Raw genomic sequence first — 25195 nt, 5'->3', positions numbered from 1 at the left:
CGCCGCTCGACCAGCATCCGTCCATCCACTCCGGTCCGCCACTCGAACGGCTCAGGGGGCCGACCCCAGGGCCCAGGTGGCAAGCGACAGCGTGGCCATGGACACCACTGTCGAGGCCACCACCGAGTTGCGGGCCAGTCGGGTGTCCAGGCCGTACTGCTGGGCGTAGATGAAGGCGTTCTGAGCAGTCGGCAGCGCCGAGCAGAGCACGACGGCCAGCAGCTGATGGTCCGGCAGACGCAGCAGCGGGCCGCCGACGACGAAGGCGGTCAGGGGCTGGACCAGCGTCTTGAGGGCGACCGCCACCACGACCTCCGCACGCCGCGTGCGTGGTGCATGCCCCGCACGCCCCGCTCCTTCTTCGCGCGCACCGCCCTTCGCGGGTTCCGTCGCCGGACCGTCGGTCGCCGGACGGCCGTTCAGGGAGAGGCCCAGCGTGATCAGGGCCGTCGGCACCGCGGCGGCACCGAGCAGATCGCAGGAGTGGGCGAGGGCGTGCGGCAGCCGGAGTCCGAGCGCGGAGACGACGACACCCAGCAGCGAGGCCATGATGACGGGGTTACGGACCGGCATGGTCAGCATCCGCCGGAACACGACGCCCTTTCGGGTACCCGTCCCCGGCCCCTGCCCCGTGCCCGCGTCCAGCAGCGTCAGGATCAGGGGAGAGACCAACAGCACCTGGAACAGGATGATCTGGGCGACGAACGATGCGTCACCGAGTACCTGGATCGCCACCGGGATGCCGAGATTGGCGGAATTGACGTAGCCGGCCGCCATACTGCCGATCGCCCGGTCGGCCGTGCCCCGGCCGAAGAACCGGCCGGCCGCCACGAAGCCGAGACCGCAGACCAGCGTCGTACCCGCCGCGAAGGCCACCATCGACGAGTTGGCGAAGTCGGCCGGCCGTGCCCCGGAAACCATGGCGAACAGGGCCGCGGGCATGGCCACATGGAAGACGAACCGGCCGAGCACCGCTTCCGCCTGGACACCGAGGAGGCCGCTGCGGCCGGCCGCGCAGCCGATGGCGGTGAGGATCCAGATGGGGGCGAAGGCGGAGAGCAGAGCGTGCATTCCCGCCATGATCCACGCGCAGATGTGCTTGTTCCGCGTGGGGGTTCGGGCAGGGCTCCGGTACGGACGGCGGGGGCCGGGGCGTGAGGGAGGCGGCCCCCGCCGTCCGAAGCCGGCGAAGGGCCGTCAGTCCCCGGCAATGCCGACGCCCGCACCGCGTGCGGCGGTGCTGACCTGCAGCTGCTTGATCCCGTTGAGCCAGGCCGAACGCAGCCGCCGCGGGTCGCCGACCAGTCGAAGGTCCGGCAGCACGTCGGCGATCGCGTTGAAGATCAGGTTGATCTCCATCACCGCGAGGGACTTGCCGAGGCAGAAGTGCGGACCGCCGCCGCCGAAGCCGAGGTGGGGGTTGGGATCGCGGGAGATGTCGAAGGCCTCCGGGTTCTCGAAGACCTCGGGGTCGTTGTTGGCCGAGGAGTAGAACAGCCCGACCCTGTCGCCCTTCTTGATGTGCCGGCCGCCGAGTTCGAGGTCCTGGGTGGCGGTCCGCTGGAAGGAGACCACGGGAGTGGCCCAGCGGACGATCTCCTCGGCGGTGGTCTCCGGCCGCTCGCGCTTGTACAGCTCCCACTCATCGGGGTGGGTGAGGAAGGCGTGCATGCCGTGGCTGATGGCGTTACGGGTGGTCTCGTTCCCGGCGACGGCGAGCAGGATCACGAAGAAGCCGAACTCGTCGGAGGAGAGATTCCCCTGTCCCTCCGCGGCGACCAGCTGGGAGACGATGTCCTTGGCCGGACACTCCTTGCGGGCGGCCGCCAGGTTCATCGAGTACGAGACGATCTCCATGGCCGCCTCGGTGCCGACCTCCTCGGTGATCGCGTACTCGGGATCGTCGTACGCGGCCATCTTGTTGGACCAGTCGAAGATCTTGGACCGGTCCTCCTGCGGTACGCCGATGAGTTCGGCGATGGCCTGGAGCGGCAGTTCGACGGCGATGTTGGTGACGAAGTCGAACGAACCGTCGTCGTCGGCGGAGGCGAGAGCCGTCTCGACGATCGAGCGGGCGCGGCTGCGGAGGGCCTGTTCCAGGGAGCGGATCGCCCGGGGTGTGAAGCCCCGCTGGACGATCTGGCGGACCCGGGTGTGCTCGGGCGGGTCCATGTTCAGCATGATCAGCTTCTGGACGTCGATCTGGTCGCGGCTGATCGACTCGTTGAAGCGGATGACCGCCGTATTGGTGTGCGAGGAGAACAGTTCGGGGTGGGTGGAGACGTACTTGACGTCCTCGTGCCGGGTGACGACCCAGTAGCCCTCATCGTCGAAACCGGAGATACCGGCCGGCTGGGTGCACCACCAGACCGGTGCGGTCTGCCGCATCTGTGCGAACTCCGGGTGCGGAATGCGGGCTTGGAGCAGGTCGGGGTCGGTGAAGTCGAACCCTTCGGGCAGATGGGGGCAGGGCATCGGCAACTCCAGGTCGGTCCGAGAGCCGCCCGAACGATGCCTGACGACCCATCAGAAGTTGCCCGAAACGTAGTAACGAGTTTTACAACTGGCAAGAGGGGTGGCCCGATCTGTTGCGTGAAGAGTGGGTGAGGCAGGTATGAAGCGGGCGCAAGGTGCGTGCAAGACCCTTGCATACCCGGGGTAAGGCTCATAAGACTGCTCGAATAACTAGAACGCGTACTAGTTCCCTCCGCGGGCGCCGGGACGCCCCTGCGGAAGGGCGAGGAGAGGACGAGCTCATGGCCGCGGAACCCGTCATCGTCGAAGCCGTACGCACCCCCATCGGCAAGCGCGGAGGCGCGCTCGCCAATCTGCATCCCGCCTATCTGCTGGGCGAGACCTACCGGGAACTCCTCGGTCGCACCGGCATCCACGCCGACTGCGTCGAACAGATCATCGGCGGTACGGTCACCCACGCCGGCGAACAGTCCATGAATCCGGCCCGCAACGCCTGGCTCACCGTGGGCCTTCCGTACGAGACCGCCGCCACCACCGTGGACTGCCAGTGCGGCTCCTCGCAGCAGGCCTCGCACATGGTCGCCAACATGGTCGCGGCCGGAGTGATCGACATCGGCATCAGCTGTGGTGTCGAGGCCATGTCGCGGGTGCCGCTGGGCAGCGGCTCCAAGCACGGACCGGGGAAGCCCTGGCCCGACGAGTGGAACGTCGACCTGCCCAATCAGTTCGAGGCCGCCGAGCGCATCGCCCGCAACCGCGGCCTGACCCGGGAGAACGTCGACTCGCTCGGGCTGATCTCGCAGGAGCGGGCGGCCGTCGCCTGGGCCGAGGAACGGTTCAAACGGGAGACGTACGCGGTCCAGGTGCCGACCACCGAGGAGGAGCAGGCGGCCGGAGAGGGCATGTGGCGTCTGGTCGACCGGGACGAGGGGCTGCGGGACACCACGATGGAGGGTCTCGCCCGGCTCAAGCCGGTCATGCCCACCGCGATCCACACCGCGGGCAACTCCTCCCAGATATCCGACGGCGCCTGCGCGATCATGTGGGCGTCCAAGCGGATGGCGCGCGCGCTCAAGCTCAAGCCGCGCGCCCGGATCGTCGCCCAGGCACTCGTCGGCTCCGACCCGCACTTCCACCTCGACGGACCGATCGACGCGACCCGCGCGGTGCTCGGCAAGGCCGGGATGTCGCTCAAGGACATCGACATCGTCGAGATCAACGAGGCTTTCGCCTCCGTGGTGTTGAGCTGGGTCCAGGTCTTCGGGCAGGACCTCGAAAAGGTCAATGTCAACGGCGGGGCCATCGCGCTCGGCCACCCGGTGGGTGCCACCGGCGCCCGGCTGATCACCACGGCGCTGCACGAACTGGAGCGCAGGGACAAGGAGTTCGCGCTGATCACGATGTGTGCGGGCGGTGCGCTGGCGACGGGCACCATCATCCAGCGGCTCTGACGCCGAGCCGACGCGCAGAGCTCGGCGGCTGTGATGCCGGACCGACAAAAGGGCTCAGCCGCTCCGATGTCGAGCCGACGGCCAGGATTCGGCCGCTTTGACACCGCACCGATGGGGAAGACCCCTGGCCGGGGTGTCGTCAGGTGTACCTCCGGTCGGGGGCCCAGGCCGATGTTCGTGCCGCGCGCCGCTGCATAGCGTCATGGGCATGGAAAACAACAGCGTGACGAACCAGCCGACTTGGAACAAGCGACGCCGCACCGCCCGCCGCGCACTGGCCGCCGCCACCGTGGTGGTCCTGGCCGCACTCGGCACCGCACCCGCGGTCGCCCAGCAGCCCGTCGACGCAGCCGAGTCCTCCCACACGGTCACGGCACGTGACAGAGGGGACCTCCTGTCCCTCACCCCCGTGGCCGACCTCGGCCGCGCCGACGTCGCCCGTTTCCTCGCCTCCGGGGGGATGGCGACCGACACCGTCCGTCACGGCCTGCGGGCCTACCGCCTCACCTACCGGACCGTCACCCCGCAGGGCACCCCCACCACGGCCACCGGTCTCTTCGTCCTTCCCAAGGGCGGCCCGCACCGGCTGGACGTGGTCTCCGACACCCACGGCACGATGGCCCACCGCGACTACGCGCCCTCCGTCGGCGACGACTTCGGCCGCTTCGCTCCCTATCTCCACGCCTCGGCGGGCCGTGCCGTCGCCGCCCCCGACTACCTCGGCCTCGGCAAGGGGCCGGGCCGCCACCCGTACATGGACACCAAGTCCGCCGTCACCGCCTCCGTCGACATGCTGCGGGCCTCCCGCACCGCGGCGCAGCGGCTGAACCGTCCGCTCACCGGCGATGTGTACGCGAGCGGCTTCTCCCAGGGCGGCCAGGTCGCGATGGCCCTGGGCAGAGCCCTCGACAACGGGGCCGACCGGCACTTCAGGCTCCGCGCCCTCGCCCCCGTCTCGGGGCCGTACGACATCGAGTACGCCGAGATGCCGGCCCTGTTCGACGGCCGGGTCAACGACATCAGCGGCATCTTCTACATGACGTACTTCCTCACCGCGCAGAACAGGCTCCACCCGCTCTACAAGGACCCCTCCGAAGCGTTCCGGGAACCGTACGCGGGAATCGTCGAGGACCTGTTCGACACCAACCACTTCGAGGAGCAGATCATCCCGGCGCTGCCCGGCACGCTGAAGGAACTGCTCACCGACGACTACTACCGGCAGGTCCAGCACCCCACCGGTGCCCTGCTGGCCGCGGTGCGCGCCCAGGACGGCAACTGCGCCTGGAAGCCGGACGTGCCCGTGCGGCTGTACTCCTCGTCGGGCGACACCGATGTGCCGATCGCCAACGCCCGCAACTGCGCGGCCGACCTCGCGGCGCGCGGTGTGGAGGCCCGGGTGGTCGACCAGGGGGCGACCGACCACAACACCACGTACATGAAGTCGGGGCCCCAGATCGTGCGCTGGTTCGACACGGTCGCCGCGCGGCACTGAACCCGGTCCCGGTGGGGGCGGAGCCGGCCGGGGTCCCGGCCGGATCCACGCCGTGAGGGGTGACGGGCGGGCGCGCCCGCTCAGTACGGCACGTGGGTGGGGAAGGTGGCCGTGGGGCTGAACAGTGCCGCGTACGCCTCCTCGTGGTGGCGGCGGTGCCGCCCGGACCGGCTCACCTCGGCGACCGGGGTCGCGAGCGTGAGCAGCCCGTCGTTGGCGAGTTCCTGCACGCGCATCAGCAGCGCCCGGACCTCCAGGCCGAGTTCGGCGGCGACCGTCTGCAGGTCGAGGCCGGACTCCCAGCTCCACAGCAGCACGGAGTCCATGCTGGGCGACCAGTAGACCGTGTTCTCCACCTCGACGGGCGGTGCGGGGGCAGGGGCGGGGGCGGGCGGTGCCATGTCCGGTGGCGGGACGATCATCTCGTCACGCGGGTGCGGCAACGGGATCTCGGGTACGACAGGGGGCTCGTCCACCGGCTCCGGCGGCGCTGGCGGGGTCGGCTTCAGGAGTTCCTCGGCGAGTGACCGCGCGTCGGTTCGGCCCACCGTGCGACGTGCTAATCGCACCTCGCGTTCGTTCAGGCCCATCAAGTCGGCGATCGAGCCGTCGTCGCCGACCGTGACGGCGAATGCCGCGAGTGTTCTGCTGCGCTCGGCCTGCGCCTCGTCCAGCAACGCCTGTGCCTGACGCATACGTTCGTCGCTGGCACAGAAAGCTTCCGCCAGGACGGTGTGCCGATCCCAGAATTCACGAGGTTCCACGTAGGTGACAACGCTCCGGCGGCTGTCGGGAACGGACGGCCAAGCAAAATGCGCCTAGATGGACCAACGAGTAATTAAGCTCGCCAAGTTATATGAACTAGCGCATTCGGCAAGTCTTGAAGCAGTCCTACGACGTGGCGAAGGCCCCGACCGGTGGTCGGGGCCTTCGGAAGGCTCAGGAGCCGCCGGCTCAGTACCAGTGGTTGGCCTGCCAGAACGACCAGGCGGCGCACGGGCTGCCGTAGCGGGACTTCATGTAGTCCATGCCCCACTTGATCTGGGTCGTGGGGTTGGTCCTCCAGTCGGCGTCCGCGGAGGCCATCTTCGAACCGGGCAGGGCCTGCACGAGGCCGTACGCGCCGGATGAGGCGTTGGTCGCGCTCGGGTTGCAGCCGCTCTCGCGCTGGACGATGCTGCTGAAGCACTGGAACTGCGCGGCGTCGCCGATCAACGACTTGGCCGTGTCCTGCGCGCCTGCCGCGAGGACCGTCGGCGCGGTGGCCGGTGCGGCCATGGCCGGGGTGACGCCGAGGGCCAGACGCGGCGCGGCTACTACCCGGCTTCGTGGAGGACCAACGCCCTGTGGGAGTCCTCACTCACCGGAGGCGTCGAATGTGACCCGGGCCTCGAAGGCGGCCCGGCGCGTGGCCCGGCGCAGCGCCTTCAGCAGCGTCGGGCCGATGGTGAGGGTCAGCACCACGGTGAGTACGGCCCGGCCCAGGTCCCAGCCGAGCGAGGTCGCCGTGCAGTACGCGAGGAAGCGGACCAGGTTCTCCGTCAGCGGGTCACCCGGGTGGAACGAGATCCCCGAACCGAGACCGGGCACGATCGTCCAGCCGTACAGGTTCATCACCGTGCCGTACGCGAACGCCGCGACGAACCCGTACACCGCGAGCATCAGCGTCTCGGCCCGCCCGCGCAGCCGGTCCGGCCCCGGCAGCAGGCCCGCGCCCATCGTGAACCAGCCCATCGACAGCATCTGGAACGGCATCCACGGCCCCACCCCGCCGGTGAGCAGCGCGGACGCGAACATCGTCACCGAGCCGAGCACGAAGCCGAAGCCGGGCCCGAGCACCCGGCCGCTCAGCACCATCAGGAAGAACATCGGCTCCAGCCCCGCCGTGCCCGCGCCCAGGGGACGCAGCGCGGCGCCGACCGCCGCCAGCACCCCCAGCATCGCCACCGCCTTCGCGTCGAGACCGGAGTCCGCGATCATCGCGACGACCACGCCGACCAGCAGCGGCAGCAGCGCGGCGAACAGCCACGGCGCGTCCTGGGAGTGCGCCAGAGCGGAGTCCGCGCCGGCCAGCAGCGGCCAGCCGAACGCGACCACGCCGATCGCGCTGATGAGGACGAGCGCGGCGATCGCGCGCGGCCCCAGACGTATCGGCCGTACCGGGCGCCGGTCCGGGGTGCGGCCCTTCTCGCCGGCCTTTGCGCTCATGCCCCGGCTCCCAGGGCGCGACGCACCTGCGCCACGGTCAGCCAATCCTGCGGCGCGAGGATCTTCGCGGTCTGCGGGGCGAACGCCGGGGAGGAGACCACCACCTGCCGGGTCTCCCCGTCCGCGACGACCTCCCCGTCGGCGAGTATCACCACCCGGTGCGCCAGCTCGGCGGCGAGCTCCACATCGTGCGTGGCCAGGACGATCGCGTGGCCCTCGGCCGCGAGCGCGCGCAGAACCGTGACCAGCCGGGCCTTCGCCGCGTAGTCCAGGCCCCGGGTCGGCTCGTCCAGGAGCAGCAGCGGGGGCCTCGCGGTGAGCACGACGGCCAGGGCGAGCGCGAGCCGCTGGCCCTCGGAGAGATCACGGGGGTGGGTGTCGTCCGGCACACCGGGCAGCAGCTCGGAGACCAGGGCCCGGCAGCTGCCCGCCGCGGCGCCCGCGTCGGCGTCGGCCGCGGCGCACTCGGCGGCGACCGTGTCCGCGTACAGCAGATCGCGCGGCTCCTGCGGTACGAGCCCGACCCGGCGCACCATCTCGCGCGGCTGCGTGCGGTGCGGGGTCCGGCCGCCGACCAGGACGGTGCCCGTGGTGGGCTCGACCATGCCGACGAGCGTGGCCAGCAGGGTGGATTTGCCCGCACCGTTGCGGCCCATCAGGGCGACCGTCTCGCCGGGGGCGACGGTGAGAGTCACCCCGCGCAGTGCCTCGACGGGCCCGCGCCGTACGCCGAGCCGCTCGACCCGGGCCGGGGCGTCGCTCACGGGACCGGGAACGGTGGTGGTGGTCCGGGCGCCGCGGCCCAGCAGCCGGGCGAGGGCGCCGCGCCGCGCGGGTGCGGGGACGGCGGGCAGCGGAGCCACCTCGGCCCCGGCCGATCCGGACGCCGCGGCGGGCGGCTGTGCCGACGCCAGCCGCTCGCGCAGACCGGCCGCCCGGCGTCGGGCGTCGCGGACCGAGAGCGGCAGCGGCTCCCACCCCGCCAGTCGGCCCAGCGCGACGACCGGCGGGTGGACGGGGGAGACGGCCATGATGTCCACGGGCGCGCCCATGACCGGTGCCGCGCCCGGTGACGGCAGCAGGACGACCTGGTCCGCGTACTGCACCACCCGCTCCAGCCGGTGCTCCGCCATCAGGACCGTCGTACCGAGGTCGTGCACCAGCCGCTGGAGCACGGCGAGGACCTCCTCGGCCGCCGCCGGGTCCAGGGCGGACGTCGGCTCGTCGAGGACCAGGACCTTCGGGTGCGGGGTGAGCACCGAGCCGATCGCGACCCGCTGCTGCTGGCCGCCGGAGAGCGTGGCGATCGGCCGGTCGCGCAGACCGGCCAGACCCAGCAGGTCGAGGGTCTCCTCGACCCGCCGCCGCATCACGTCCGGGGCCAGGCCCAGCGACTCCATCCCGTACGCCAGCTCGTCCTCGACCGCGTCGGTGACGAAGTGGGAGAGCGGGTCCTGACCCACCGTGCCGACCAGATCGGCGAGTTCGCGTGGTTTGTGGGTACGGGTGTCGCGCCCGTCGACCGTGACCCGGCCGCTCAGCGTGCCGCCGGTGAAGTGCGGAACCAGACCGGACACGGCGCCCAGCAGCGTCGACTTGCCGACCCCGGACGGGCCGACGAGCAGCACCAACTCGCCCTCCGGGACGGTCAGATCGACCCCGGACAGGGTGGGGCGCTCCGTCCCCTCGTACTGCACCGAGACATGCTCGAACCGGATCACTGGCTCTCCTTGGAATGCGGGGCGCCCACCGGGGGCGGCACGGGCGCCACCACGGCGGGCAGCAGCCCGATCAGCACCGCCGCCGCGGGCCACAGCGGAAGCACCGGTGCGGCCAGCGGTACGACGCCCGGCCGCAGCGCCGCCGCGTCGACGCCGCCCGCCCAGATCATCGCCACGGCCACGGCGACCCCCGAACCCGCCACCAGCCAGGCGCGTCCGCCCCACCGGTCGGGCCGGTAGCGGGTACGGACCGAGCGGGCGCCGCCGAGCCGCAGTCCGGCCGTCGCGGCGACCAGCCCGGCGATCAGCAGCGGCAGTCCGTACACCGCGCCCTGCGCGGCCAGCAGCCCGTACGTGCCCGCACACACCCCGAGCAGCCCGCCGAGCGTGAGGACGTTCGTGGTGTGCCGGACGGCGGGCGGGACCTGGGCCGTGCGCCCGTATCCGCGCGCGTCCATCGAGGCCGCCACCGCGACCGACCGCTCCAACGCGCCTTCCAGGACCGGCAGTCCGATCTGGAGCACCGCCTTGACGCCGCCGGTCGGACGGCCCCGCAGCCGCCGCGCGGTGCGCAGCCGCACCACATCGGCGACCATGTTCGGCGCGAACGTCATGGCGACGACGACGGCGACCCCCGCCTCGTACAGCGCACCCGGCAGCGACTTCAGCAGCCGGGCCGGATTGGCGAGCGAGTTCGCCGCACCGAGGCAGATCAGCAGGGTCGCCAGTTTCGCCCCGTCGTACAGCGCGAAGACCAGCTGCTCGGCGGTGACCCGGCCACCGATCCTGACGCCCTTCGCCCAGTCGGGCAGCGGCACCTCGGGGAGCGTGAACAGCGGATGCGTGCCGGGGATCGGCGAACCGAGAAAGACCGAGAAGACCAGCCGCACACCGACGACGAACAGCCCGATCTTGATGAACGCCCCGTACGAACGGGCCCACGGCGCGTCCGTGCGACGGGCCGCGACCACATAGCCCGCGACCCCCACCAGCAGCCCGAGCAGCAGCGGATTGGTGGTCCGGGACGCGGCGGTGGCGAGACCGAGCGCCCACAGCCACCAGGCCCCGGCGGGCAGGGCGTTGCTCCGGGTCGCCCCGGGGGCGCGCAGCGGCCGGGGCGGCCGGGCGGTGCCGGTGGCGCCGGTCACCCGGCCGCTGGTCGGGGCGGTCATCCGCGGCGGCGGCGGGCCTGCACGACTGCGGCGATGCCGAGGACGAGAACGGCGCCGACACCGACGAGCACCCCGGCGGACGGCCCGCCACCGGAGCCGCTCGAACCGGCGGAGGCGGCAGCGGGGGCGGAGGCGCCCGGGGACGCCGCCGCGGAAGGCTTCGCGGGTCCGTCGCCCGAGACCTGTTCGCCGCAGCCCGAGCCCGGATAGCCGGAGATGGCACAGAGCAGCGCGTCGCTGCTGTACCGCAGCGGTTTGGCCACCGAGGCGAGCGCCTCGGCGGTGCTGGCGTCCGGGGCGACCCGCGCGCACGCGGTGCGCGGCGCGGGCGGCGTCTCGCCGGCCGGGGCGTCCGCCGCCGTGCCCGCGTCGATGACCAGCGCGATCCGCTTGGTGCCGTCCTCGGCCGGGGTGTCCGCGCAGATCTTCGCGAAGTCGGGGGAGCGGCGCGGCTTCGCCGAGTCCTGGGAGTCCTCGCTCACGGAGAACCGGAAGCCCTGCACCGTGCCGTCGTCGGGCCGGACCAGGGACGGGCCCTGGGTGGCGTACGTCCAGCCGGTGCCGGAGCCCTCCCAGAACGACCAGTACCGGTATCCGGCCGCCTGGGCCGTCCCCGTGCCGAGGACAGCCAGGACCGCACCCAGGGCCACCAGCAGCGCGGTGGCCCTTCCCGCCCGCCTCACAGCTGCCGGTTCTTGCGCCGGCCGCTGATCAGGAAGGCCGCGGCCGCGGCGACGACGAGGCCGATGCCGATGAACCACCACACGCCACCGATCACATCGTCGCCGCTGTGCACCTGGTCCTTCTCCGTGGCCTCGTACCCGGTGTCGGTGGACGGGTCGGGCGTCGTGACGGCCGCGGGCGTGGGGCCGGTGGCGTTCAGCCGGTCGACCAGGTTGACGCCGTTGAAGTCACGGGCGTCGGCGCCGGTCGCGTGCGCGGCCAGGACCAGCTGCGCGTAGGCGGCGGGACCGTTCTGCTCGGCCCAGGGGCCGGAGTTCTTCTTCAGCCAGGCCACGGCCTTGGCGGCCTTGTCCTGGTGGCCCGCGGCGGACAGGGCGACGACCGCGTCCGCGGTGTTGCCGAAGTCGGGCTGCGGGGTGGTGTCGGCGGCGCCGGGCATCGGGGGCAGGTCGAGGTGGCCGCTCGTGGCGAGGGCGTTCGCGAGGTAGTGGGCGCCGTTCTGGGCGGCCTGCTCGGGCGTGAGTCCGGACCCCGGGTGGCAGCTGGTCCCCTTGACCGAGGCGTTGTTCCCGACGGCCAGGGCCTTGCCCATCGTGCCGAGCACGGCGGCGGCGGTGGCGTCCGCGTTGGCGGCGAGCTTGCCGGCCTTGTCGGGCTGGTAGGCGAAGGCGCCGCCGTCCTTGCCGCCGCACGGGATCGCGAGCGCGAGCAGCGGGGAGTAGGGGGTCTTGCCGTTCGGAGTGGTGATGTCCGCGAGCCGCTGGCCCTGCCGGGCGAGGGCGCCGATCACCAGCGAGGTGGAGTTGGCGTCGCTGGGCGCACCGGCGGTGTAGCCCCAGCCGCCGTCCTCGTTCTGTACCGACTTCAGCCAGCGGACCGAGTTGTTCACGGTGTCCCGGTGCCCGCCCACCTCGACGAACGCCTGGACGGCGGCCGCGGTGGCATTGGTGTCCAGCACGGTCTTCTCGGTGCAGGGCTGGGAGACGTCGGGCCGGTACGCGGCGTAGGCGCCGTTGCCGCACTGCTGGGCGATCAGCCAGTCCACCGACTTCGTGGCGGGCGTGACGCCCTCCAGCCGCTGGGCGAGAAAGGCCAGCGACTGCCGCCAGACACCGTCGTACGTCGGGTCCTTCGTGCCGTACAGCCCGGACGGCAGGGCGACGGACGGCGAGGGGGAGGGGGACGGCGCCGCCACCGCGACCGGGGCAGCGGCCGCACAGAGCACGGTGGCGATGGCGGCGAGCGTTGCCGCGCTGCGGCGTACGGTCATGGCGGGCGGGGCCTCTCCTGCGGGGAACCGGGCACAGGCACGCTCAGGCACCAGGCTCCGGCTCCGTATACCTCGACGGTGCCGACCACCGGGGTTCCGGTGGTCGCGAGCCGGTCACGACCGAGGACAGGGCATTCCGGCTCACCGTCTGCGACGACGGTTCACGGCTGCGTGGTCAGCGCCGGATTCGCACCGGCTTCCCCCTGAACGGGCATGATGACGACCCGCACACTCTACCGGGCGGGGCCGGACGGGTTCCGGGGCCGTCCCGGGGCCGTCCCAAAGGCTCGTTCCCCGCGGGACGGGCGGGCCGGCTCGTCGCGGCCCCGAGGGCCCCGACGGGAGACGCCTCCACCGCGCTCGCCGGGAGCCCGGCCCGTGCGGGAGCCCGGGTGCCGGGGAGAAGACGGACGAGCCCCCTGCCCCGTGGCCGGCCGCGCCCTTCGCACCGCGATGCCGCGCCCTTCACACCGCGATGTACGTCACCGGTTCGCTCCCCGCCACCGCCTCCGCGCGCCCCAGCCTGACCAGGCGCCGCAGATGCGCCTCGGCCTCCGAGACGGCGATGTTCCGCGAACCGTGCGAGATCTGCTCCCACGGCCGGTTCCACTCCATCCGCTCGGCCAGCTCCCACGGCGTGAGCGGTGTGGCGAGCAGCTTGAGCAGCCCGGTGAGGCGTTCCTCGTGATGGTCCAGGAGCTCCCGTACGCGCCCCGCGGCGTCCGTGAACGCGTACTGATGGGCGGGCAGCACCTCCGCCACGCCGAGCCGGCCGATGTGCTCCAGCGAGCCGAGGTAGTCACCGATGGGGTCTCCTCCGGCGGATGGGATGGTGCCCGGCGCGGCGTCCGGATCCTCGTACAGCCCGATGTGCGGGCTGATCCCCGGCAGCAGATGATCCCCCGAGAACAGCCGTCCCCGGCCCGGCAGATTCCCCGGGTGCTCCTCCTCCAGATGCAGACAGACATGACCGGGCGTGTGCCCCGGAGTCCAGATCGCCCGCAGTTCGCGGCCCGCCAGGCCGAGGAGCTCGCCCGGAACGATCTCCCGGTCCGGGAGCGCGGACCGCAGCCCCGGCAGGGTGCGCATCCGACCGTCCTCGACCGCGGCCCGCAGCGGCGCGAGATGCTCCTGGGGCGCACCGACGGCGGTGAGCTTCGTCAGGAGGTACGACAGCCAGGTGCCGGGCCGGGCCTCACGGGTGCGGCGCACGATCGCGGCGTCCGCCGCGTGCATGGCGATCCAGGCCCCGGATGCCTCGCGCACCTGACCGGAGAGGCCATGGTGGTCGGGGTGGTGATGGGTGATGACCACCCCGTGGATGTCGCCGATGCCCGTACCGATCGCGTCGAGCCCGGCGGTGAGGGTGTCCCACGCCTCCGGATCGTCCCAGCCGGTGTCGATCAGGACCGGCCCGCTATCGGTGTCCAGGACATGGACGAGGGTGTGGCCGAGTGGATTGTCCGGGATGGGGACCTTGATGCTGTGCACGCCCCCGCCATGGTCGGTCACCTGCGTCATGGGCTCCCCATCTCTCGTCGAGGCATGGTCGGCGCACCGGACGCACGGACATCCGGCGCACCGCGCCCACTGTAACGAGAACTTGTTTCAGTAGTAGCCCTGGTCGACCATCTGTCCGTACGCCCATCTGCCCTGCGTGCCCGGGGAGTTCGACGCGCACGAGACCGGGGGGCGGCCGCCACCGGCTCGCGGGACGGCCGCGCCGGGCGGAGGATCCGGGGTCACCGGCCGTCCGGCCGGTGACCCCGGATCACTCGTCGCTCATGCGGCGTCCGCGGCCGGCCGGTGCCACACGAGTCGCGGGGTGCGCGAGCCGTCGCCGGTTCCCTCGGTCGGGGGGACCAGGGTCAATCGGTCCCCCTCCACCCGCCACCGGCGCTCCTGCGTGGTGCCGACCCACGGGCGCAGGGACGCCATCTGCAGATGGTGGACGACCAGGTCGCCCGTCACCTCGTAGGTGCCCGCGTACCCCAGGTACGGAGAAGTCCTGAACAGGGTCGCGGTGTCGATCGGCCCGGCCGTCCCCTCCTCCGGGGAGGGCTCGGGCTCCGGGTTCAGCATGCTCACCGACATGTGGCCGTCGGCGGTGTAGGTGATCAGTCCTGTCGGAGTCTGTCCCAGGGGGTGTTCGAGCGTGTGGCCGGAGGCGTCCATGATGGCGACGGTGCTCAGTAACCAGGCGCCCACGAGGGGGTGTTCGGAGGTACTCGGCCTGGAGGTGGATGGGTGATTCGGTTCGGTGCGGGACGGGGTGTGCACGTGTTTCCCTTTCTGAGCCGGTGGAATTCGGAACTTCTGGAACCGGTGAGTGAGGGACCTGGTCGTCCTCGTCCCTACCCGCGCGGCGCACCGGGGAAGCGACGGGCGTGCCGCGAAACCCCCGGCGGCGCGACGACGGCCGTCCGGTCGTGCGCGCCGTCGAAGTCGTGGACTCCTGGAACTGGAACTGGTATCAGTTCTGACACAGAGTCAGGTAACGTGCCGGGTCGCGGGAGGCAGCAGCCATGACCGAGCTTGTCGAACACGGAAAACTGTTCATCGGCGGGGAGTTGGTCGATCCGCTGGGCCGGGATGCCATCGAGGTCGTGTCGCCCCACACCGAACAGGTCATCGGCCGGGTGCCGCACGCCTGCGAGGGGGATGTGGACCGGGCCGTCGCCGCCGCCCGGCGGGCGTTCGACGAGGGGTCCTGGCCACGGATGACCCTGGACGAGCGGATCGCGGTGATCACTCGGATCAAGGACGCGTTCGCCGTGCGGTACGAGGAGATCGCCCGGGTCATCAGCTCGCAGAACGGCACCCCGTACACGTCGAGCGTCATGGTGCAGGCGCTCGCCGCGATGATGGTGTGGGACGCGGCGATCACCGTCGCCCGGTCCTTCCCGTACGAGGAGCGCCGGGACGGGGCTCTCGGGCCGCTGCTGGTGCGCCGGGAGCCGGTCGGGGTGGTCGCGGCCGTGGTGCCGTGGAACGTTCCGCAGTTCACCGCTGCCGCGAAGCTGGCGCCCGCGTTGCTCGCCGGCTGCTCCGCCGTGCTCAAGGTTTCGCCCGAATCCCCGCTGGACGCCTACATCCTGGCCGACATCGCCGCCGGGGCCGGGCTGCCGGAGGGGGTGCTGTCGATCCTGCCCTCCGACCGCGAGGTCAGCGAGTACCTGGTCGGGCACCCCGGCGTGGACAAGGTGTCGTTCACCGGGTCCGTGGCCGCCGGGCGGCGGGTGATGGAGGTCGCCTCCCGCAACCTCACCCGCGTCACACTGGAGTTGGGCGGCAAGTCCGCCGCCGTGATCCTCCCGGACGCCGATCTGGAGACGGCCGTCGCCGGGATCGTTCCCTTCGCCTGGATGATCAACGGCCAGGCGTGCGTCGCGCAGACCCGCATCCTCGTCCCGCGCTCCCGCTACGACGAGACGGCCGAGGCGTTCGCCGCCGCCGCGAGCGCACTGAAGGTCGGTGACCCGCTCGACCCCGCCACCGAACTCGGCCCCCTCGTCGCGCGGCGCCAGCAGCAGCGGTCGCTCGACTACATCAGGATCGGCCAGGACGAGGGCGCCAAGATCCTCACCGGCGGCGGCCGTCCGGCGTCCCAGGACCGGGGCTGGTACGTGGAGCCGACCCTCTTCGGTGACGTCGACAACTCCATGCGCGTCGCCCGCGAGGAGATCTTCGGTCCCGTCATCTGCCTCCTGCCGTACGGTGACGAGGACGAGGCCGTACGGATCGCCAACGACTCCGACTACGGCCTCAGCGGCAGCGTCTGGACCGCCGACACCGAGCGCGGCATCGACATCGCCCGCCGGGTCAGGACGGGCACGTACAGCGTCAACACCTTCAGCCTCGACATGCTCGGCCCCTTCGGCGGCTACAAGAACTCCGGCCTGGGACGGGAGTTCGGGCCCGAGGGATACGCCGAGTACTTCGAGCACAAGATGATTCATCTGCCGGCCGGATACGAGGGGGCGTGATGGGGGACCGCTGGGCCGTGGAGGTCGACCGCGGGGTCTGCATCGGTTCCGGAATGTGCGTGAACCACGCCCCGGGAGGATTCGCGCTGGATTCCGCCCGGCAGTCCCGTCCGTCGGCCCCGGAGACCGACGCCAACGAGCAGGTGCTGGCGGCGGCCGAGGGATGCCCGGTCGAGGCGATCGCGATCACGCTGATCGGCTCGGGGGAGGTCGTCTTCCCGCCGGAGGACTGAGAGGAGCTCACAAAATGGGCGCCGGGCTCGCATTTTGTGAGCTCCTCCAAGGGCTGTCCCGTAACCCCCGGCGGGCGCGCGAAATGGCCTCCGAGCCGGCCCGGAAACGGGTGGGTGCGCCCGGATCAGCGGGAGGGGAAAGGGGCCAGGCGGCGGTCCCATTCGTCCGCGGCCCGGTGCAGCTCCTCGGTGCTGGTCCTGATCTCGATGACGTACTCGTCCACGCCCTTGTCGCCGTCCCGCCACGCGGGCGACGCCTCGTAGGAGAGGTGCACGCGGACTGCCCCGGCGCCGTGGTCCCCCGCGGCGTGGCTGAAGGACAGGACGGGCTCCAGGAAGGCGAGATCCGGCAGCGTGCCCGTCAGCGTCTCCCCACCGGCCGCGCGCAGCCACGGGGAGATCTGACGCGCCTCGCCGGTCAGCAGGCACGGGTCGGTGAAGGACCAACTGGCCTCGGGCGTGGTCACCTCACCTTCGACGACCAGCCAGTTGTCGTCGTACCGGTCGCCGATGACCGCCGGGAACTGATAGCGCAGCGGGCGCAATTCGATGCGGTGTTCCTGATCCGTGAGCAGCACCGCCCAAGGGTGTCACGCACCGTCGCGCACGCGAACGTGAATAAACGCAAAACAAGCCGAAAGTCGGAGGCCGCGGGTCCCGGAACGCGCGGCCTTCCTCCGTGAAACGGTCTCCTCAATGGTGAGTTTGCTGATTTCGATACCGATGTACCGATAGTCGGCCGTGAGTTCGCGAAGTGTGCGGGCTTCTGGGCCGACTTGACCCCCGTCGCGAGGGATCGAACGGGGTGGACACCGGCGTCGGGCGACAGCGAAGGATGTGATCGCCGGTAGTCCTGATAGGCGCGAAAGGAATCCGCCTACGACGAGAATGGTGCAATCCGTGTTCGGGAAGTCGCGAGTGAGAACGACGATGTCATGTCGACGGGATCGCCCGGCGCGGTCATGCTGTCCCCGCCCCGCGATCCCGGCTCGGTCACGGATCGATACGGCTCAACGGGCCGCGCACCCGCTGTCCGCGACCACGAAATACCCCGCCGGTGACTCCTTCAGCGTGTGCGTGACGAAGACGTTGTACAGGCCCATGTTCTCGTTCGAGCCGTTGGCGTACACGTACCCGCCCGTGGTCTGCGCCCTTCCCGCCGTCACATGCGCGTAGTTCGTCGCCGTGAAGCACCGCGCGGGTGCGGAGCCGGTGGTGGTCGCCGTCACCGGTGGTGAGGCGGTACCGGACGTGCCCGATCCGTCCACGGCCGTCACGGTGTACCGGTAGGCGGTACCGGCCGTGAGTCCCGTGTCCGTGTACGTCGTGGAGGCGGGGGAGGCGACCTTCGTGCCGTCGCGGTGGACCGTGTAGGAGGCCGCGCCCGGGACCGCGTTCCAGGACAGCGAGGCGCTGTTCGCCGTGACGGACGCGACCTGAAGACCGGACGGGGCGGGGAGCTGCTCGCCGCCGCCGGGTGCGCCCTGGTCCAGGCCCCAGAAGACGCCGGTGTGGTACGTCGAGCAGATGGCGCTCAGGAAGTACGCGGCGGTCGTACCGCACTGGTCGGTGCCCGAGCCCGGATTCACCGCCAGTCCGTGGCCCATGCCGGAGACGGAGTACGTCACCACGGCGGGCCTTCCGGAGGCGTCGTCGTAGACGCTGCGGGTCGTGTTCCCGGGGAGCGAGTCCGTGGACGACGGGGTCCGGCCGATGCCCCAGACGTCCGTCCACTGGTCGCGCAGGGCCGTGGCGTTGGCGGGGTACACCGTGTAGTCGGAGGTGCCCTGCCAGATCGCCACGCGTGGCCAGGGGCCGGAGTAGCCGGGGTAGGAGCCGCGTACCTTGTCGCCCCATTGCGCGGGCGTCAGCTTCTGCGGGCCCGTCTGGCAGCCGGACGCGGCCGACTGGCTCGTCGCGCACTGGGCGGGCAGGCCCGAGGCCACGGAGCCGCCCGCGAACACGTCCGGGTACGCCGCCAGCAGGTCGGCCGTCATGCCGCCGCCCGCCGAGAGGCCGGTGACGTACACCCGGCGGGCGTCCGAACCGTACTGCTGCTTCGCGTACTCGACCATCTGCACGATCGAGGCGGCCTCGCCCCTGCCCCTGGTGTCCTCGGCCGGGTCGAACCAGCCGAAGCAGGACAGCGCGTTGTTGGCGGACGTGGTCTGCGGGAAGACCACGGCGAAGCCCCACAGATCGGCGTACTTCGGCCAGCCCGAGTTCGTGTAGTAGGTGTCGGCGGTCTGCGTGCAGCCGTGCAGGGCGATCACCAGCGGTGCGTCGGCGGCCAGACCCGCCGGGGCGTACTCGTACATCTGGAGGTTGCCGGGGTTCGAGCCGAAGCCGGTGACCTGCTGCAGACCGCCGGCGGCAGCGGCGGGCTGTCCGGCTGCGACGGTGCTCGGCGTCGCCGTGACGAGCACGAGGGCGGCCGTGGTCGCGACGCGCCGGAGCAGGCGTCGCAGAGTCGATGGGCGCACGGGTGCCTCCCTGTGGGGCGGTTCGGACGTGGCGGCCGTCCGGTGCGGGCGAGTGCGGGGCGGACGCTATGAGCCGCCGTCCGCCGCGCCCATGGGCCCGGCGGACACTCCCCGCGCGTGGCTGTGTGCGCCGCCGCTCTTGCGCCCGTTGACATGGAGTGCGCTCCACCATGCAGACTCCCGTCGACGCCCGCACAGGTACGGGCAGTTGGGGAAGGACCCGCATGCGCTACCGCACCATCGGCACCGACTCCGCCACCCGTCGGGAGGTGAGTGTGCTCAGCCTCGGCGCGATGCTGATGGGCACACGCACCGACGAGGCGACGTCGTTCGCGATCCTCGACCGGTACGCCGAGGCCGGCGGAACCTTCATCGATACGTCCGACAACTACGCGTTCTGGATCAACGGCACCCGGGGCGGGGAGAGCGAGCGGCTGCTCGGCCGCTGGCGCCGCAGCCGCGGTGTCGGGGACGAGATCGTCATCGCCACCAAGCTCGGGGCCCGGCCGAACGTCCCCGCCACCGAATTCTCCCAAGGCGTCGAAGGGCTCTCGGCCGAGGTGATACGGGAGTCCGCGGAGCGCAGCCGGGAGCACCTCGGCGTGGACAAGCTGGACCTGCTCTACGCGCACGTCCAGGACCCGAGCGTGCCGATGACGGAGACCGTCGAGGCCTTCGCGGAACTGGTCACCGAAGGCACCGTCGGCCTGCTCGGGGTGAGCAACCACTGGGCGTGGCAGGTGGAACGCGCCCGCAGGATCGCGGCGGACGCCGGGCTGCCGGGGTACGACGTCCTTCAGTACCACCACACCTATCTGCGCCGGCGCACGGACGCGCCGAGCCTGCGTTCCCCCGACGGCCAGGTGGGCGTGGCGGGCGGGGACCTGCTCAGCTATCTGCGGGACGAGCCCTCGCTCGTGCCGGTGGCCTACTCCCCGCTGCTGGCCGGGGCCTACGTCCGCGCGGACAAGCCGCTGGGCCCGGACTTCGACCGTTCGGGCACCCCTGTCCGGCAGGCGGCGCTCCGGGCGGTGGCCGAGGAGACCGGGGCGACCGTCAACCAGGTGGTCCTGGCCTGGCTCATCGGCGGCGACATCCCGTTCGTCCCGCTGGTCGGGGCCTCCTCGGTCGCGCAGCTGGACGAGAGCCTGGCCGCGGTGGACCTGGAGCTGACCGCGGAGCAGCGGGCGGTGCTGGACGCGGCCCACTGACGGCCTCGGACGGGTGCCCCGATCGCCCTGGACGTCGCCCGCCGACAGCCCCGGTGCCCCGATCGCCCCGGACGCGGCCGACCGACAGCCCCCGGCGGGGGCCCGCACCATGTACGCCGCCGTCATCGCCGTTCGGCCTCACACGCACTCCATGCCGCAGGCCCGTACGCGTGGGCTGTCCGCCATCGAGGCGCGGCAAAAGAGCCTGCTCCGATGCCGCGGCGTACCCGGGCCCGACAGCCAGCGGAGCGTAGGTGCGGGACCCGCGGCCGGCCTCCTCAGACCTCGACCCTCGTGGCGAGTTCCTGTCGCACCCGTGCCGCGGCGCCGACCGGTACGGCGTCGGCCCCCAGGGCGGCCCTGACCAGCCGGACAGGGTGGCCGCTGACCGGCGGGTCGGCGGCCAGCGACGCCAGGATGAGGGGGTTCAGCAAGGGCCAGGCGCGGCTGACCCCGCCGCCGACCACCACCGTGGTGATGTCCACGACGCCCGCTGTCATCACGATCGCCCGAGCGATCCCGGCACCGGCGGCCCGGTACACCGCGAGGGCGTCTTGGTCACCGCGGCCGGCGGCCTGTGCGACCTCGCGGGCGGTCAGCCGGCGGCCGGTGCGGTCCGCGTAACGGGCGCCGATGGAACGGCCGGAGGCCAGGGTCTCCAGATGGCCCCGGCCGCCGCACGAGCAGAGCAGATCACCGAAGCCGGGGATGTGCCCGATCTCGCCGGCCGCCCCGTGCGGCCCGGCGAACAGCGCGCCGCCGGTCCACAGCGCGCCGCCGACCCCGGTGCCCAGCGTCATCCCGAGGACGTCCGACTCGCCGCGCACGGCGCCGCCTGACACCTCCCCGTAGAGGAAGGCGTTGACGTCGTTGTCCAGGAACGCCGGGACGCCCAGTGCCTCCTCGACGGCGTCCGTCACCGCGAAGCCGGCCCAGCCGGCGAAGGAGTCGCTGGCCACCAGGATGCGGCCGGTGGCGGAGTCCACCACGCCGGCCGCGCCGACCCCGCAGCCGGCGAGCCGGCCGGGGGTGCGCTCCAGCAGCGGGGCCAGCGCGGCCAGGGCCGCGCCGATCATGGCCCGGCCGCCGTCGGCCGCCGGGGTCGCCACCTCCGCGCGGTCCAGTACGGTCAGGTCCTCGGCGCAGACCACCACCTGGGTCGTGGTGCCGCCGATGTCCACTCCGGCGAAGAGCGTACGGTCACGAATGCTCATACCTGCGCCTCCATCCGGCCGGCCGCGAGGGTGGCCAGACGTTCGGCTCTGCGGCCGCGCTGGATCACCGGGTCGGGCACCGGCACGGCGGCCAGCAGCCGACGGGTGTAGTCGGTCTCCGGGTGCAGCAGGGTTGCCCCGGTGGGGCCCTGCTCCTCGATCCGGCCGGCCCGCATCACCACGACGCGCTGCGCGAAGTGCTGTACGACGGCCAGGTCGTGGGAGACGAAGAGACAGGCGAAGCCCAGCTCGTGCTGGAGCTCGGAGATCACTCCGAGCACCGCCTCCTGCACGCTCACGTCGAGCGCGCTGGTGGGCTCGTCGGCGACCAGCAGCCGGGGCTCCAGGACCAGGGCGCGGGCCAGGCTGACCCGCTGGCGCTGCCCGCCGGACAGCTCCCGGGGGGCGCGCCGGGCGAGTTCACGCGGCAGCCGGACCCGGTCGAGGACGTCGGCGACCTTGTTCTGGCGGTCCTTGGCGGAGAGCTCGCGGCGGTGCACCCTGAGTGGCTCGGCGATGCATTCGCCGACCGTCATCCGGGCGTCCAGCGAGGCCACCGGGTCCTGGAGGACCACGCCGATACCGGCCCGCAGCGCCCGGCGGGCGCGGGACCGGGTGCGGCCGAGGTCGGTGCCGAACAGCGAGACGGTGCCGGAACTCGGCGGGATCAGCCCGAGCGCGACCCGGGATGCGGTGGACTTTCCGGAGCCCGACTCGCCCACCAGGCCCAGGGTCTCCCCGGCGTAGACGGCGAGCGAGACCCCGTCAAGGGCGCGCACGGCGCCCTTGCCACGGCCGAACACCACGGAGATGCCGCGGAGTTCGACCACCGGCTCGGTGTCCGGGCGGTCGGCGGCGGCCGGCGCGGCCGGCCGGCCCGCCTCGGCGACCGACAGCCGCGGCACCGCGGCCAGCAGCCGCTCGGTGTACTCGTGGGACGGGCGGAGCAGTACGTCCTCGACCGGTCCGGTCTCCACGATCTCGCCGTGGTACATCACGGCGACCCGGTCGGCGAAGTCCGCGACCACGCCCATGTTGTGGGTGACCAGCAGGACGCCGGTGCCGGTCTCGACGGCGAGCCGGCGCAGCAGGTCGAGGATCTCGGCCTGCACCGTGACGTCCAGCGCGGTGGTCGGCTCGTCGGCGATCAGCAGGGCCGGTTCGTTGGCGATGGCCATGGCGATGACCACCCGCTGGCGCTGTCCGCCGGAGAGCTGGAAGGGGTAGGCGGTGGCCCGCCTCTCCGGCTCGGGGATGCCGACCTTGCGGAGGAGTTCGACGGCTTCGGCGGCGGCCTCCTTGGCGGACACCTTGCGGTGGTTGCGGATCACCTCGGCGATCTGCCTGCCGATCCGGGTCAGCGGGTCGAGCGCGGTGGCCGGCTCCTGGAACACCATGGAGACGGTCCGGCCGCGCAGCGCCGCCAGATCGGCCTCGCGGGCACCGACCACTTGGTTGCCGGCGATGGTGGCGCTGCCGGTGGCACGGGCGTTGCCGGCCAGCAGGCCCATCGCGGCCAGCGCGATGGTGGACTTGCCGGAACCCGACTCGCCGACCAGGGCGAGCGTCTCGCCGGGGCGGACGTGCAGGGAGACACCCCGGACGGCCGGCACCTCGCCGGTCTCGGTGGCGAAGACGACACCGAGGTCGTCGAGTTCGAGAATCGGCCCGGCCGGCGGGGCGGCGGAGCCCTGGGTGGCGGTCATCCGCGTCCCCTCACATCGAATGCGTCGCGGAGTCCGTCCCCGATCGCGTTGAACGCCCACACCACCAGGATGATGGCCAGGCCCGGCGGCAGGATGAGCCACCAGTAGCCGGAGTAGGCGGCGGTGAGACCGGCCGAGAGCATGCCGCCCCAGTCGGTGGCCGGCGGCTGGACGCCCAGGCCCAGGTAGGAGACGTAGGCGACCAGCAGGATGGCGTCGGCGATCTGGAAGGTGGCCGCGACGATGATGGTCGAGACCGAGTTCGGCAGGATGTGCCGGGTGATCGCCCGGGCGTGCGTCCCGCCGATGGCTCGCAGGGTCAGGACGTAGTCGCGGTTCTTCAGGGAGAGCGTTTCAGCCCTGATCAGCCGGGACGGCACCAGCCAGGAGACGAAGCCCAGGATGACGATCAGTCCGGTCAGGCCCGGGGTGGTGATGGCGGAAACCACGAGCAGGATGAAGAGCGCCGGGATGGCGATCCCCGCGTCCACGATCCGCATCATGACCGCGTCGACCCAGCCGCCCGCGTAGCCGGCGACGGCGCCCCACAGGGTGCCGATCACGGTGGCCAGGACGCCTGCGGCGAGGCCTACGATCAGCGACACCTTGCCGCCGTACATCAGTCGGCCCAGCTCGTCGTGGCCGACCGCGTCGGTGCCGAGCCAGTGCGAACCGCTGGGGGCGAGGTTGACCTGCTGGAGCATCGTGTGGGTCTGGTCGGTGGAGTACACCAGCGGACCGGCGAAGCAGAGCAGGAAGAAGAACACCACGACGCCGAGCCCGACCACGGCGAGCCGGTTGCGCAGGAAGCGCCGGACGGCGAGGCGGGAGCCGGACGCCGTGGCGACGGCGGTGGCCGTGCCGGGCACCTGGCCCGGCTGGATGGCGGCGCTCATGCCCGGCCTGCCTTCACTCGGGGGTCGATGATCCGCTGGACGATGTCGGCGAGCAGCGTGCCGACCACCGTGGCGGTCGCGATGACCAGCACGCAGCCCAGCAGCACCGGGTAGTCGGAGGACTGCGCGGCGGTCCAGAAGAGCAGCCCCATACCGGGGTAGTTGAAGAGCTGCTCGACCACCAGGGCGCCGCCGAACAGCACCGGCACGTAGTAGCCGAGCATGGCGACCACCGGCGTCAGCGAGTTGCGGAACACATGCCGCCACAGGATGGCGCGGGAGCGGGAACCGCCGGCCCGCGCCGTCCTGACGTAGTCCTCGGAGAGGTTCTCCAGGGTGGCCGCCCGCATGTAGCGGCTGAACACCGCGATCATCGAGGCGGCACCGGCGACGACCGGCAGCACCAGCGCCTGCGGTTCGGAGAACACCTGGGCGAGCGTGTCCCCCTGCGGGGCCTGGGACGGGAACCACGGCAGCGCCTGACTGAACACCAGCACCAGGATCAGCCCGAGGAAGTACACGGGCGTGGAGTAGGCGATGAAGCTCAGCGTGGTGATGACGTAGTCGACCGGCTTGTTGCGCCGGACGGCCTGCCACATGCCCAGTGGGATGGCCAGCACGAGGCCGACGATCGCCGACAGGGCGGTGAGGAGCAGGGTCTTGGCCAGCCGCTCGGTGATGAGCTGGGAGACCGGCTCATTGAGGGTGTACGAGGTTCCGAGGTCGCCGTGCAGCAGCTGGTTCAGGTAGTAGAAGTACTGCACGGGAAGTGGCTTGTCGAGGCCCTGCTCGTGGTTGAAGGACGCGATCTGCTGCGCCGTGGCCTGCGGACCGAGGATCCCGCGAGCGGGACCCCCGGGCAGGGCGTGCAGCAGACCGAAGACCACGATCGTCACGATGACGATCACCACGACGGCTTGGAGGACTCGCCTGATCAGGTACGAGGAAGTGCTCATGTGTTTTCCGGTCGCTTCGGCTCAGTGGTACGCGGGG

The 25195-nt window shown here is 71.8% G+C and carries 21 protein-coding genes, 1 pseudogene and 1 riboswitch; of the genes and pseudogenes, 5 read left to right on the top strand and 17 right to left on the bottom strand.

Annotated elements, in window-relative coordinates:
• Nucleotides 1–51 precede the first annotated feature (51 nt).
• Both ABZ826_RS10330 and ABZ826_RS10325 read right to left on the bottom strand, forming a co-directional pair.
• A complete protein-coding gene (locus ABZ826_RS10330; protein WP_361445188.1) occupies nt 52–1071 on the bottom strand; it encodes an AEC family transporter in 1020 nt (339 codons plus the stop codon).
• Nucleotides 1072–1197: 126 nt separating this feature from the next.
• Nucleotides 1198–2475: a cytochrome P450 gene (locus ABZ826_RS10325; RefSeq protein ID WP_361445186.1), complete on the bottom strand. Its 1278-nt coding sequence runs from the start codon at nt 2473–2475 to the stop codon at nt 1198–1200.
• Between the two features lie 281 nt (nt 2476–2756).
• Here ABZ826_RS10325 and ABZ826_RS10320 point away from each other — a divergent pair, with 281 nt between their 5' ends.
• Together ABZ826_RS10320 and ABZ826_RS10315 are read left to right on the top strand one after the other, a co-directional pair.
• The gene (locus ABZ826_RS10320; RefSeq protein WP_361445183.1) at nt 2757–3926 is read left to right on the top strand and encodes a steroid 3-ketoacyl-CoA thiolase; all 1170 of its coding nucleotides are present in this window, start codon (nt 2757–2759) and stop codon (nt 3924–3926) included.
• Between the two features lie 202 nt (nt 3927–4128).
• Nucleotides 4129–5418 carry an alpha/beta hydrolase gene (locus ABZ826_RS10315; protein WP_361445180.1) on the top strand — a complete coding sequence of 430 codons (1290 nt, stop codon included), beginning with the start codon at nt 4129–4131 and terminating at the stop codon, nt 5416–5418.
• A gap of 80 nt (nt 5419–5498) precedes the next feature.
• Here ABZ826_RS10315 and ABZ826_RS10310 read toward each other — a convergent pair whose 3' ends face one another.
• The 9 genes and pseudogenes from ABZ826_RS10310 to ABZ826_RS10270 all read right to left on the bottom strand — a co-directional run bounded on the left by ABZ826_RS10310 (nt 5499) and on the right by ABZ826_RS10270 (nt 14681).
• On the bottom strand, nt 5499–6113 hold the full coding sequence (locus ABZ826_RS10310; RefSeq protein ID WP_361445177.1) for a hypothetical protein: 615 nt from the start codon (nt 6111–6113) through the stop codon (nt 5499–5501).
• Between the two features lie 259 nt (nt 6114–6372).
• Nucleotides 6373–6702 (bottom strand): annotated as a pseudogene (locus ABZ826_RS10305) (transglycosylase SLT domain-containing protein); the annotation flags it as partial.
• A 72-nt stretch (nt 6703–6774) separates the two neighbouring features.
• Entirely contained in the window at nt 6775–7626 is an 852-nt protein-coding gene (locus ABZ826_RS10300; protein ID WP_361445174.1) for an ECF transporter S component, read from the bottom strand.
• Nucleotides 7623–9347, bottom strand: coding sequence for an ATP-binding cassette domain-containing protein (locus tag ABZ826_RS10295; RefSeq protein ID WP_361445171.1), 1725 nt, complete (start codon nt 9345–9347; stop codon nt 7623–7625). Before ABZ826_RS10295 ends, ABZ826_RS10300 begins: the two co-directional genes overlap by 4 nt.
• A complete protein-coding gene (locus ABZ826_RS10290) occupies nt 9344–10519 on the bottom strand; it encodes an energy-coupling factor transporter transmembrane protein EcfT (protein WP_361445168.1) in 1176 nt (391 codons plus the stop codon). The genes ABZ826_RS10295 and ABZ826_RS10290 overlap by 4 nt, the downstream gene beginning before the upstream one ends.
• Nucleotides 10516–11202, bottom strand: coding sequence for an SCO2322 family protein (locus tag ABZ826_RS10285; RefSeq protein ID WP_361445165.1), 687 nt, complete (start codon nt 11200–11202; stop codon nt 10516–10518). The genes ABZ826_RS10290 and ABZ826_RS10285 overlap by 4 nt, the downstream gene beginning before the upstream one ends.
• Nucleotides 11199–12473, bottom strand: a complete 1275-nt coding sequence (locus ABZ826_RS10280; RefSeq protein WP_361445162.1) for a prenyltransferase/squalene oxidase repeat-containing protein — start codon at nt 12471–12473, stop codon at nt 11199–11201. Before ABZ826_RS10280 ends, ABZ826_RS10285 begins: the two co-directional genes overlap by 4 nt.
• A gap of 107 nt (nt 12474–12580) precedes the next feature.
• Nucleotides 12581–12716: riboswitch (cobalamin riboswitch) on the bottom strand.
• Between the two features lie 222 nt (nt 12717–12938).
• Nucleotides 12939–13994, bottom strand: a complete 1056-nt coding sequence (locus ABZ826_RS10275; protein ID WP_361445159.1) for an MBL fold metallo-hydrolase — start codon at nt 13992–13994, stop codon at nt 12939–12941.
• Nucleotides 13995–14255: 261 nt separating this feature from the next.
• On the bottom strand, nt 14256–14681 hold the full coding sequence (locus ABZ826_RS10270) for a lipocalin-like domain-containing protein (protein ID WP_361445156.1): 426 nt from the start codon (nt 14679–14681) through the stop codon (nt 14256–14258).
• 317 nt (nt 14682–14998) lie between these two features.
• Here ABZ826_RS10270 and ABZ826_RS10265 point away from each other — a divergent pair, with 317 nt between their 5' ends.
• On the top strand, nt 14999–16459 hold the full coding sequence (locus tag ABZ826_RS10265) for an aldehyde dehydrogenase (RefSeq protein ID WP_361445153.1): 1461 nt from the start codon (nt 14999–15001) through the stop codon (nt 16457–16459).
• The gene (locus ABZ826_RS10260) at nt 16459–16692 is read left to right on the top strand and encodes a ferredoxin (protein ID WP_361445150.1); all 234 of its coding nucleotides are present in this window, start codon (nt 16459–16461) and stop codon (nt 16690–16692) included. Before ABZ826_RS10265 ends, ABZ826_RS10260 begins: the two co-directional genes overlap by 1 nt.
• 125 nt (nt 16693–16817) lie before the next feature.
• Here ABZ826_RS10260 and ABZ826_RS10255 read toward each other — a convergent pair whose 3' ends face one another.
• Together ABZ826_RS10255 and ABZ826_RS10250 are read right to left on the bottom strand one after the other, a co-directional pair.
• A complete protein-coding gene (locus tag ABZ826_RS10255) occupies nt 16818–17270 on the bottom strand; it encodes a hypothetical protein (RefSeq protein ID WP_361445147.1) in 453 nt (150 codons plus the stop codon).
• A gap of 432 nt (nt 17271–17702) precedes the next feature.
• Entirely contained in the window at nt 17703–19175 is a 1473-nt protein-coding gene (locus ABZ826_RS10250) for a PHB depolymerase family esterase (protein WP_361445144.1), read from the bottom strand.
• Nucleotides 19176–19399: 224 nt separating this feature from the next.
• Between ABZ826_RS10250 and ABZ826_RS10245 the strand changes: the two genes are divergently transcribed.
• Nucleotides 19400–20386 carry an aldo/keto reductase gene (locus tag ABZ826_RS10245; RefSeq protein WP_361445493.1) on the top strand — a complete coding sequence of 329 codons (987 nt, stop codon included), beginning with the start codon at nt 19400–19402 and terminating at the stop codon, nt 20384–20386.
• Between the two features lie 278 nt (nt 20387–20664).
• Here the strand turns inward: ABZ826_RS10245 and ABZ826_RS10240 are convergent, their stop codons facing one another.
• Genes ABZ826_RS10240 through ABZ826_RS10225 form a run of 4 tightly spaced genes read right to left on the bottom strand, consistent with a single transcriptional unit; the run spans nt 20665 to nt 25158 of the window.
• Nucleotides 20665–21600 (bottom strand): ROK family protein, encoded by a 936-nt coding sequence (locus ABZ826_RS10240; RefSeq protein ID WP_361445141.1) that lies wholly within the window; start codon nt 21598–21600, stop codon nt 20665–20667.
• On the bottom strand, nt 21597–23306 hold the full coding sequence (locus ABZ826_RS10235) for an ABC transporter ATP-binding protein (RefSeq protein WP_361445138.1): 1710 nt from the start codon (nt 23304–23306) through the stop codon (nt 21597–21599). The genes ABZ826_RS10240 and ABZ826_RS10235 overlap by 4 nt, the downstream gene beginning before the upstream one ends.
• Complete coding sequence (locus tag ABZ826_RS10230; protein ID WP_361445135.1) at nt 23303–24202, bottom strand: ABC transporter permease; 900 nt, start codon at nt 24200–24202, stop codon at nt 23303–23305. The genes ABZ826_RS10235 and ABZ826_RS10230 overlap by 4 nt, the downstream gene beginning before the upstream one ends.
• Nucleotides 24199–25158 carry an ABC transporter permease gene (locus ABZ826_RS10225; protein ID WP_313938753.1) on the bottom strand — a complete coding sequence of 320 codons (960 nt, stop codon included), beginning with the start codon at nt 25156–25158 and terminating at the stop codon, nt 24199–24201. The genes ABZ826_RS10230 and ABZ826_RS10225 overlap by 4 nt, the downstream gene beginning before the upstream one ends.
• Between the last annotated feature and the right edge of the window lie 37 nt (nt 25159–25195).

This window comes from Streptomyces sp. NPDC047515, assembly GCF_040643055.1.
In the GTDB taxonomy this organism is placed as follows: domain Bacteria; phylum Actinomycetota; class Actinomycetes; order Streptomycetales; family Streptomycetaceae; genus Streptomyces.
Note: the sequence above shows the minus strand (reverse complement) of the source record. Positions and strands in the feature narration are given on the sequence as shown.

Coding starts and splice junctions, on each gene's coding strand:
- ABZ826_RS10225 (WP_313938753.1), bottom strand. CDS start 25,158: ATGAGCACTTCCTCGTACCTGATCAGGCGAGTCCTCCAAGCCGTCGTG.
- ABZ826_RS10235 (WP_361445138.1), bottom strand. CDS start 23,306: ATGACCGCCACCCAGGGCTCCGCCGCCCCGCCGGCCGGGCCGATTCTC.
- ABZ826_RS10325 (WP_361445186.1), bottom strand. CDS start 2,475: ATGCCCTGCCCCCATCTGCCCGAAGGGTTCGACTTCACCGACCCCGAC.
- ABZ826_RS10240 (WP_361445141.1), bottom strand. CDS start 21,600: ATGAGCATTCGTGACCGTACGCTCTTCGCCGGAGTGGACATCGGCGGC.
- ABZ826_RS10315 (WP_361445180.1), top strand. CDS start 4,129: ATGGGCATGGAAAACAACAGCGTGACGAACCAGCCGACTTGGAACAAG.
- ABZ826_RS10245 (WP_361445493.1), top strand. CDS start 19,400: ATGCGCTACCGCACCATCGGCACCGACTCCGCCACCCGTCGGGAGGTG.
- ABZ826_RS10280 (WP_361445162.1), bottom strand. CDS start 12,473: ATGACCGTACGCCGCAGCGCGGCAACGCTCGCCGCCATCGCCACCGTG.
- ABZ826_RS10290 (WP_361445168.1), bottom strand. CDS start 10,519: ATGACCGCCCCGACCAGCGGCCGGGTGACCGGCGCCACCGGCACCGCC.
- ABZ826_RS10330 (WP_361445188.1), bottom strand. CDS start 1,071: ATGCACGCTCTGCTCTCCGCCTTCGCCCCCATCTGGATCCTCACCGCC.
- ABZ826_RS10300 (WP_361445174.1), bottom strand. CDS start 7,626: ATGAGCGCAAAGGCCGGCGAGAAGGGCCGCACCCCGGACCGGCGCCCG.
- ABZ826_RS10310 (WP_361445177.1), bottom strand. CDS start 6,113: ATGCGTCAGGCACAGGCGTTGCTGGACGAGGCGCAGGCCGAGCGCAGC.
- ABZ826_RS10230 (WP_361445135.1), bottom strand. CDS start 24,202: ATGAGCGCCGCCATCCAGCCGGGCCAGGTGCCCGGCACGGCCACCGCC.
- ABZ826_RS10265 (WP_361445153.1), top strand. CDS start 14,999: ATGACCGAGCTTGTCGAACACGGAAAACTGTTCATCGGCGGGGAGTTG.
- ABZ826_RS10260 (WP_361445150.1), top strand. CDS start 16,459: ATGGGGGACCGCTGGGCCGTGGAGGTCGACCGCGGGGTCTGCATCGGT.
- ABZ826_RS10320 (WP_361445183.1), top strand. CDS start 2,757: ATGGCCGCGGAACCCGTCATCGTCGAAGCCGTACGCACCCCCATCGGC.
- ABZ826_RS10275 (WP_361445159.1), bottom strand. CDS start 13,994: ATGACGCAGGTGACCGACCATGGCGGGGGCGTGCACAGCATCAAGGTC.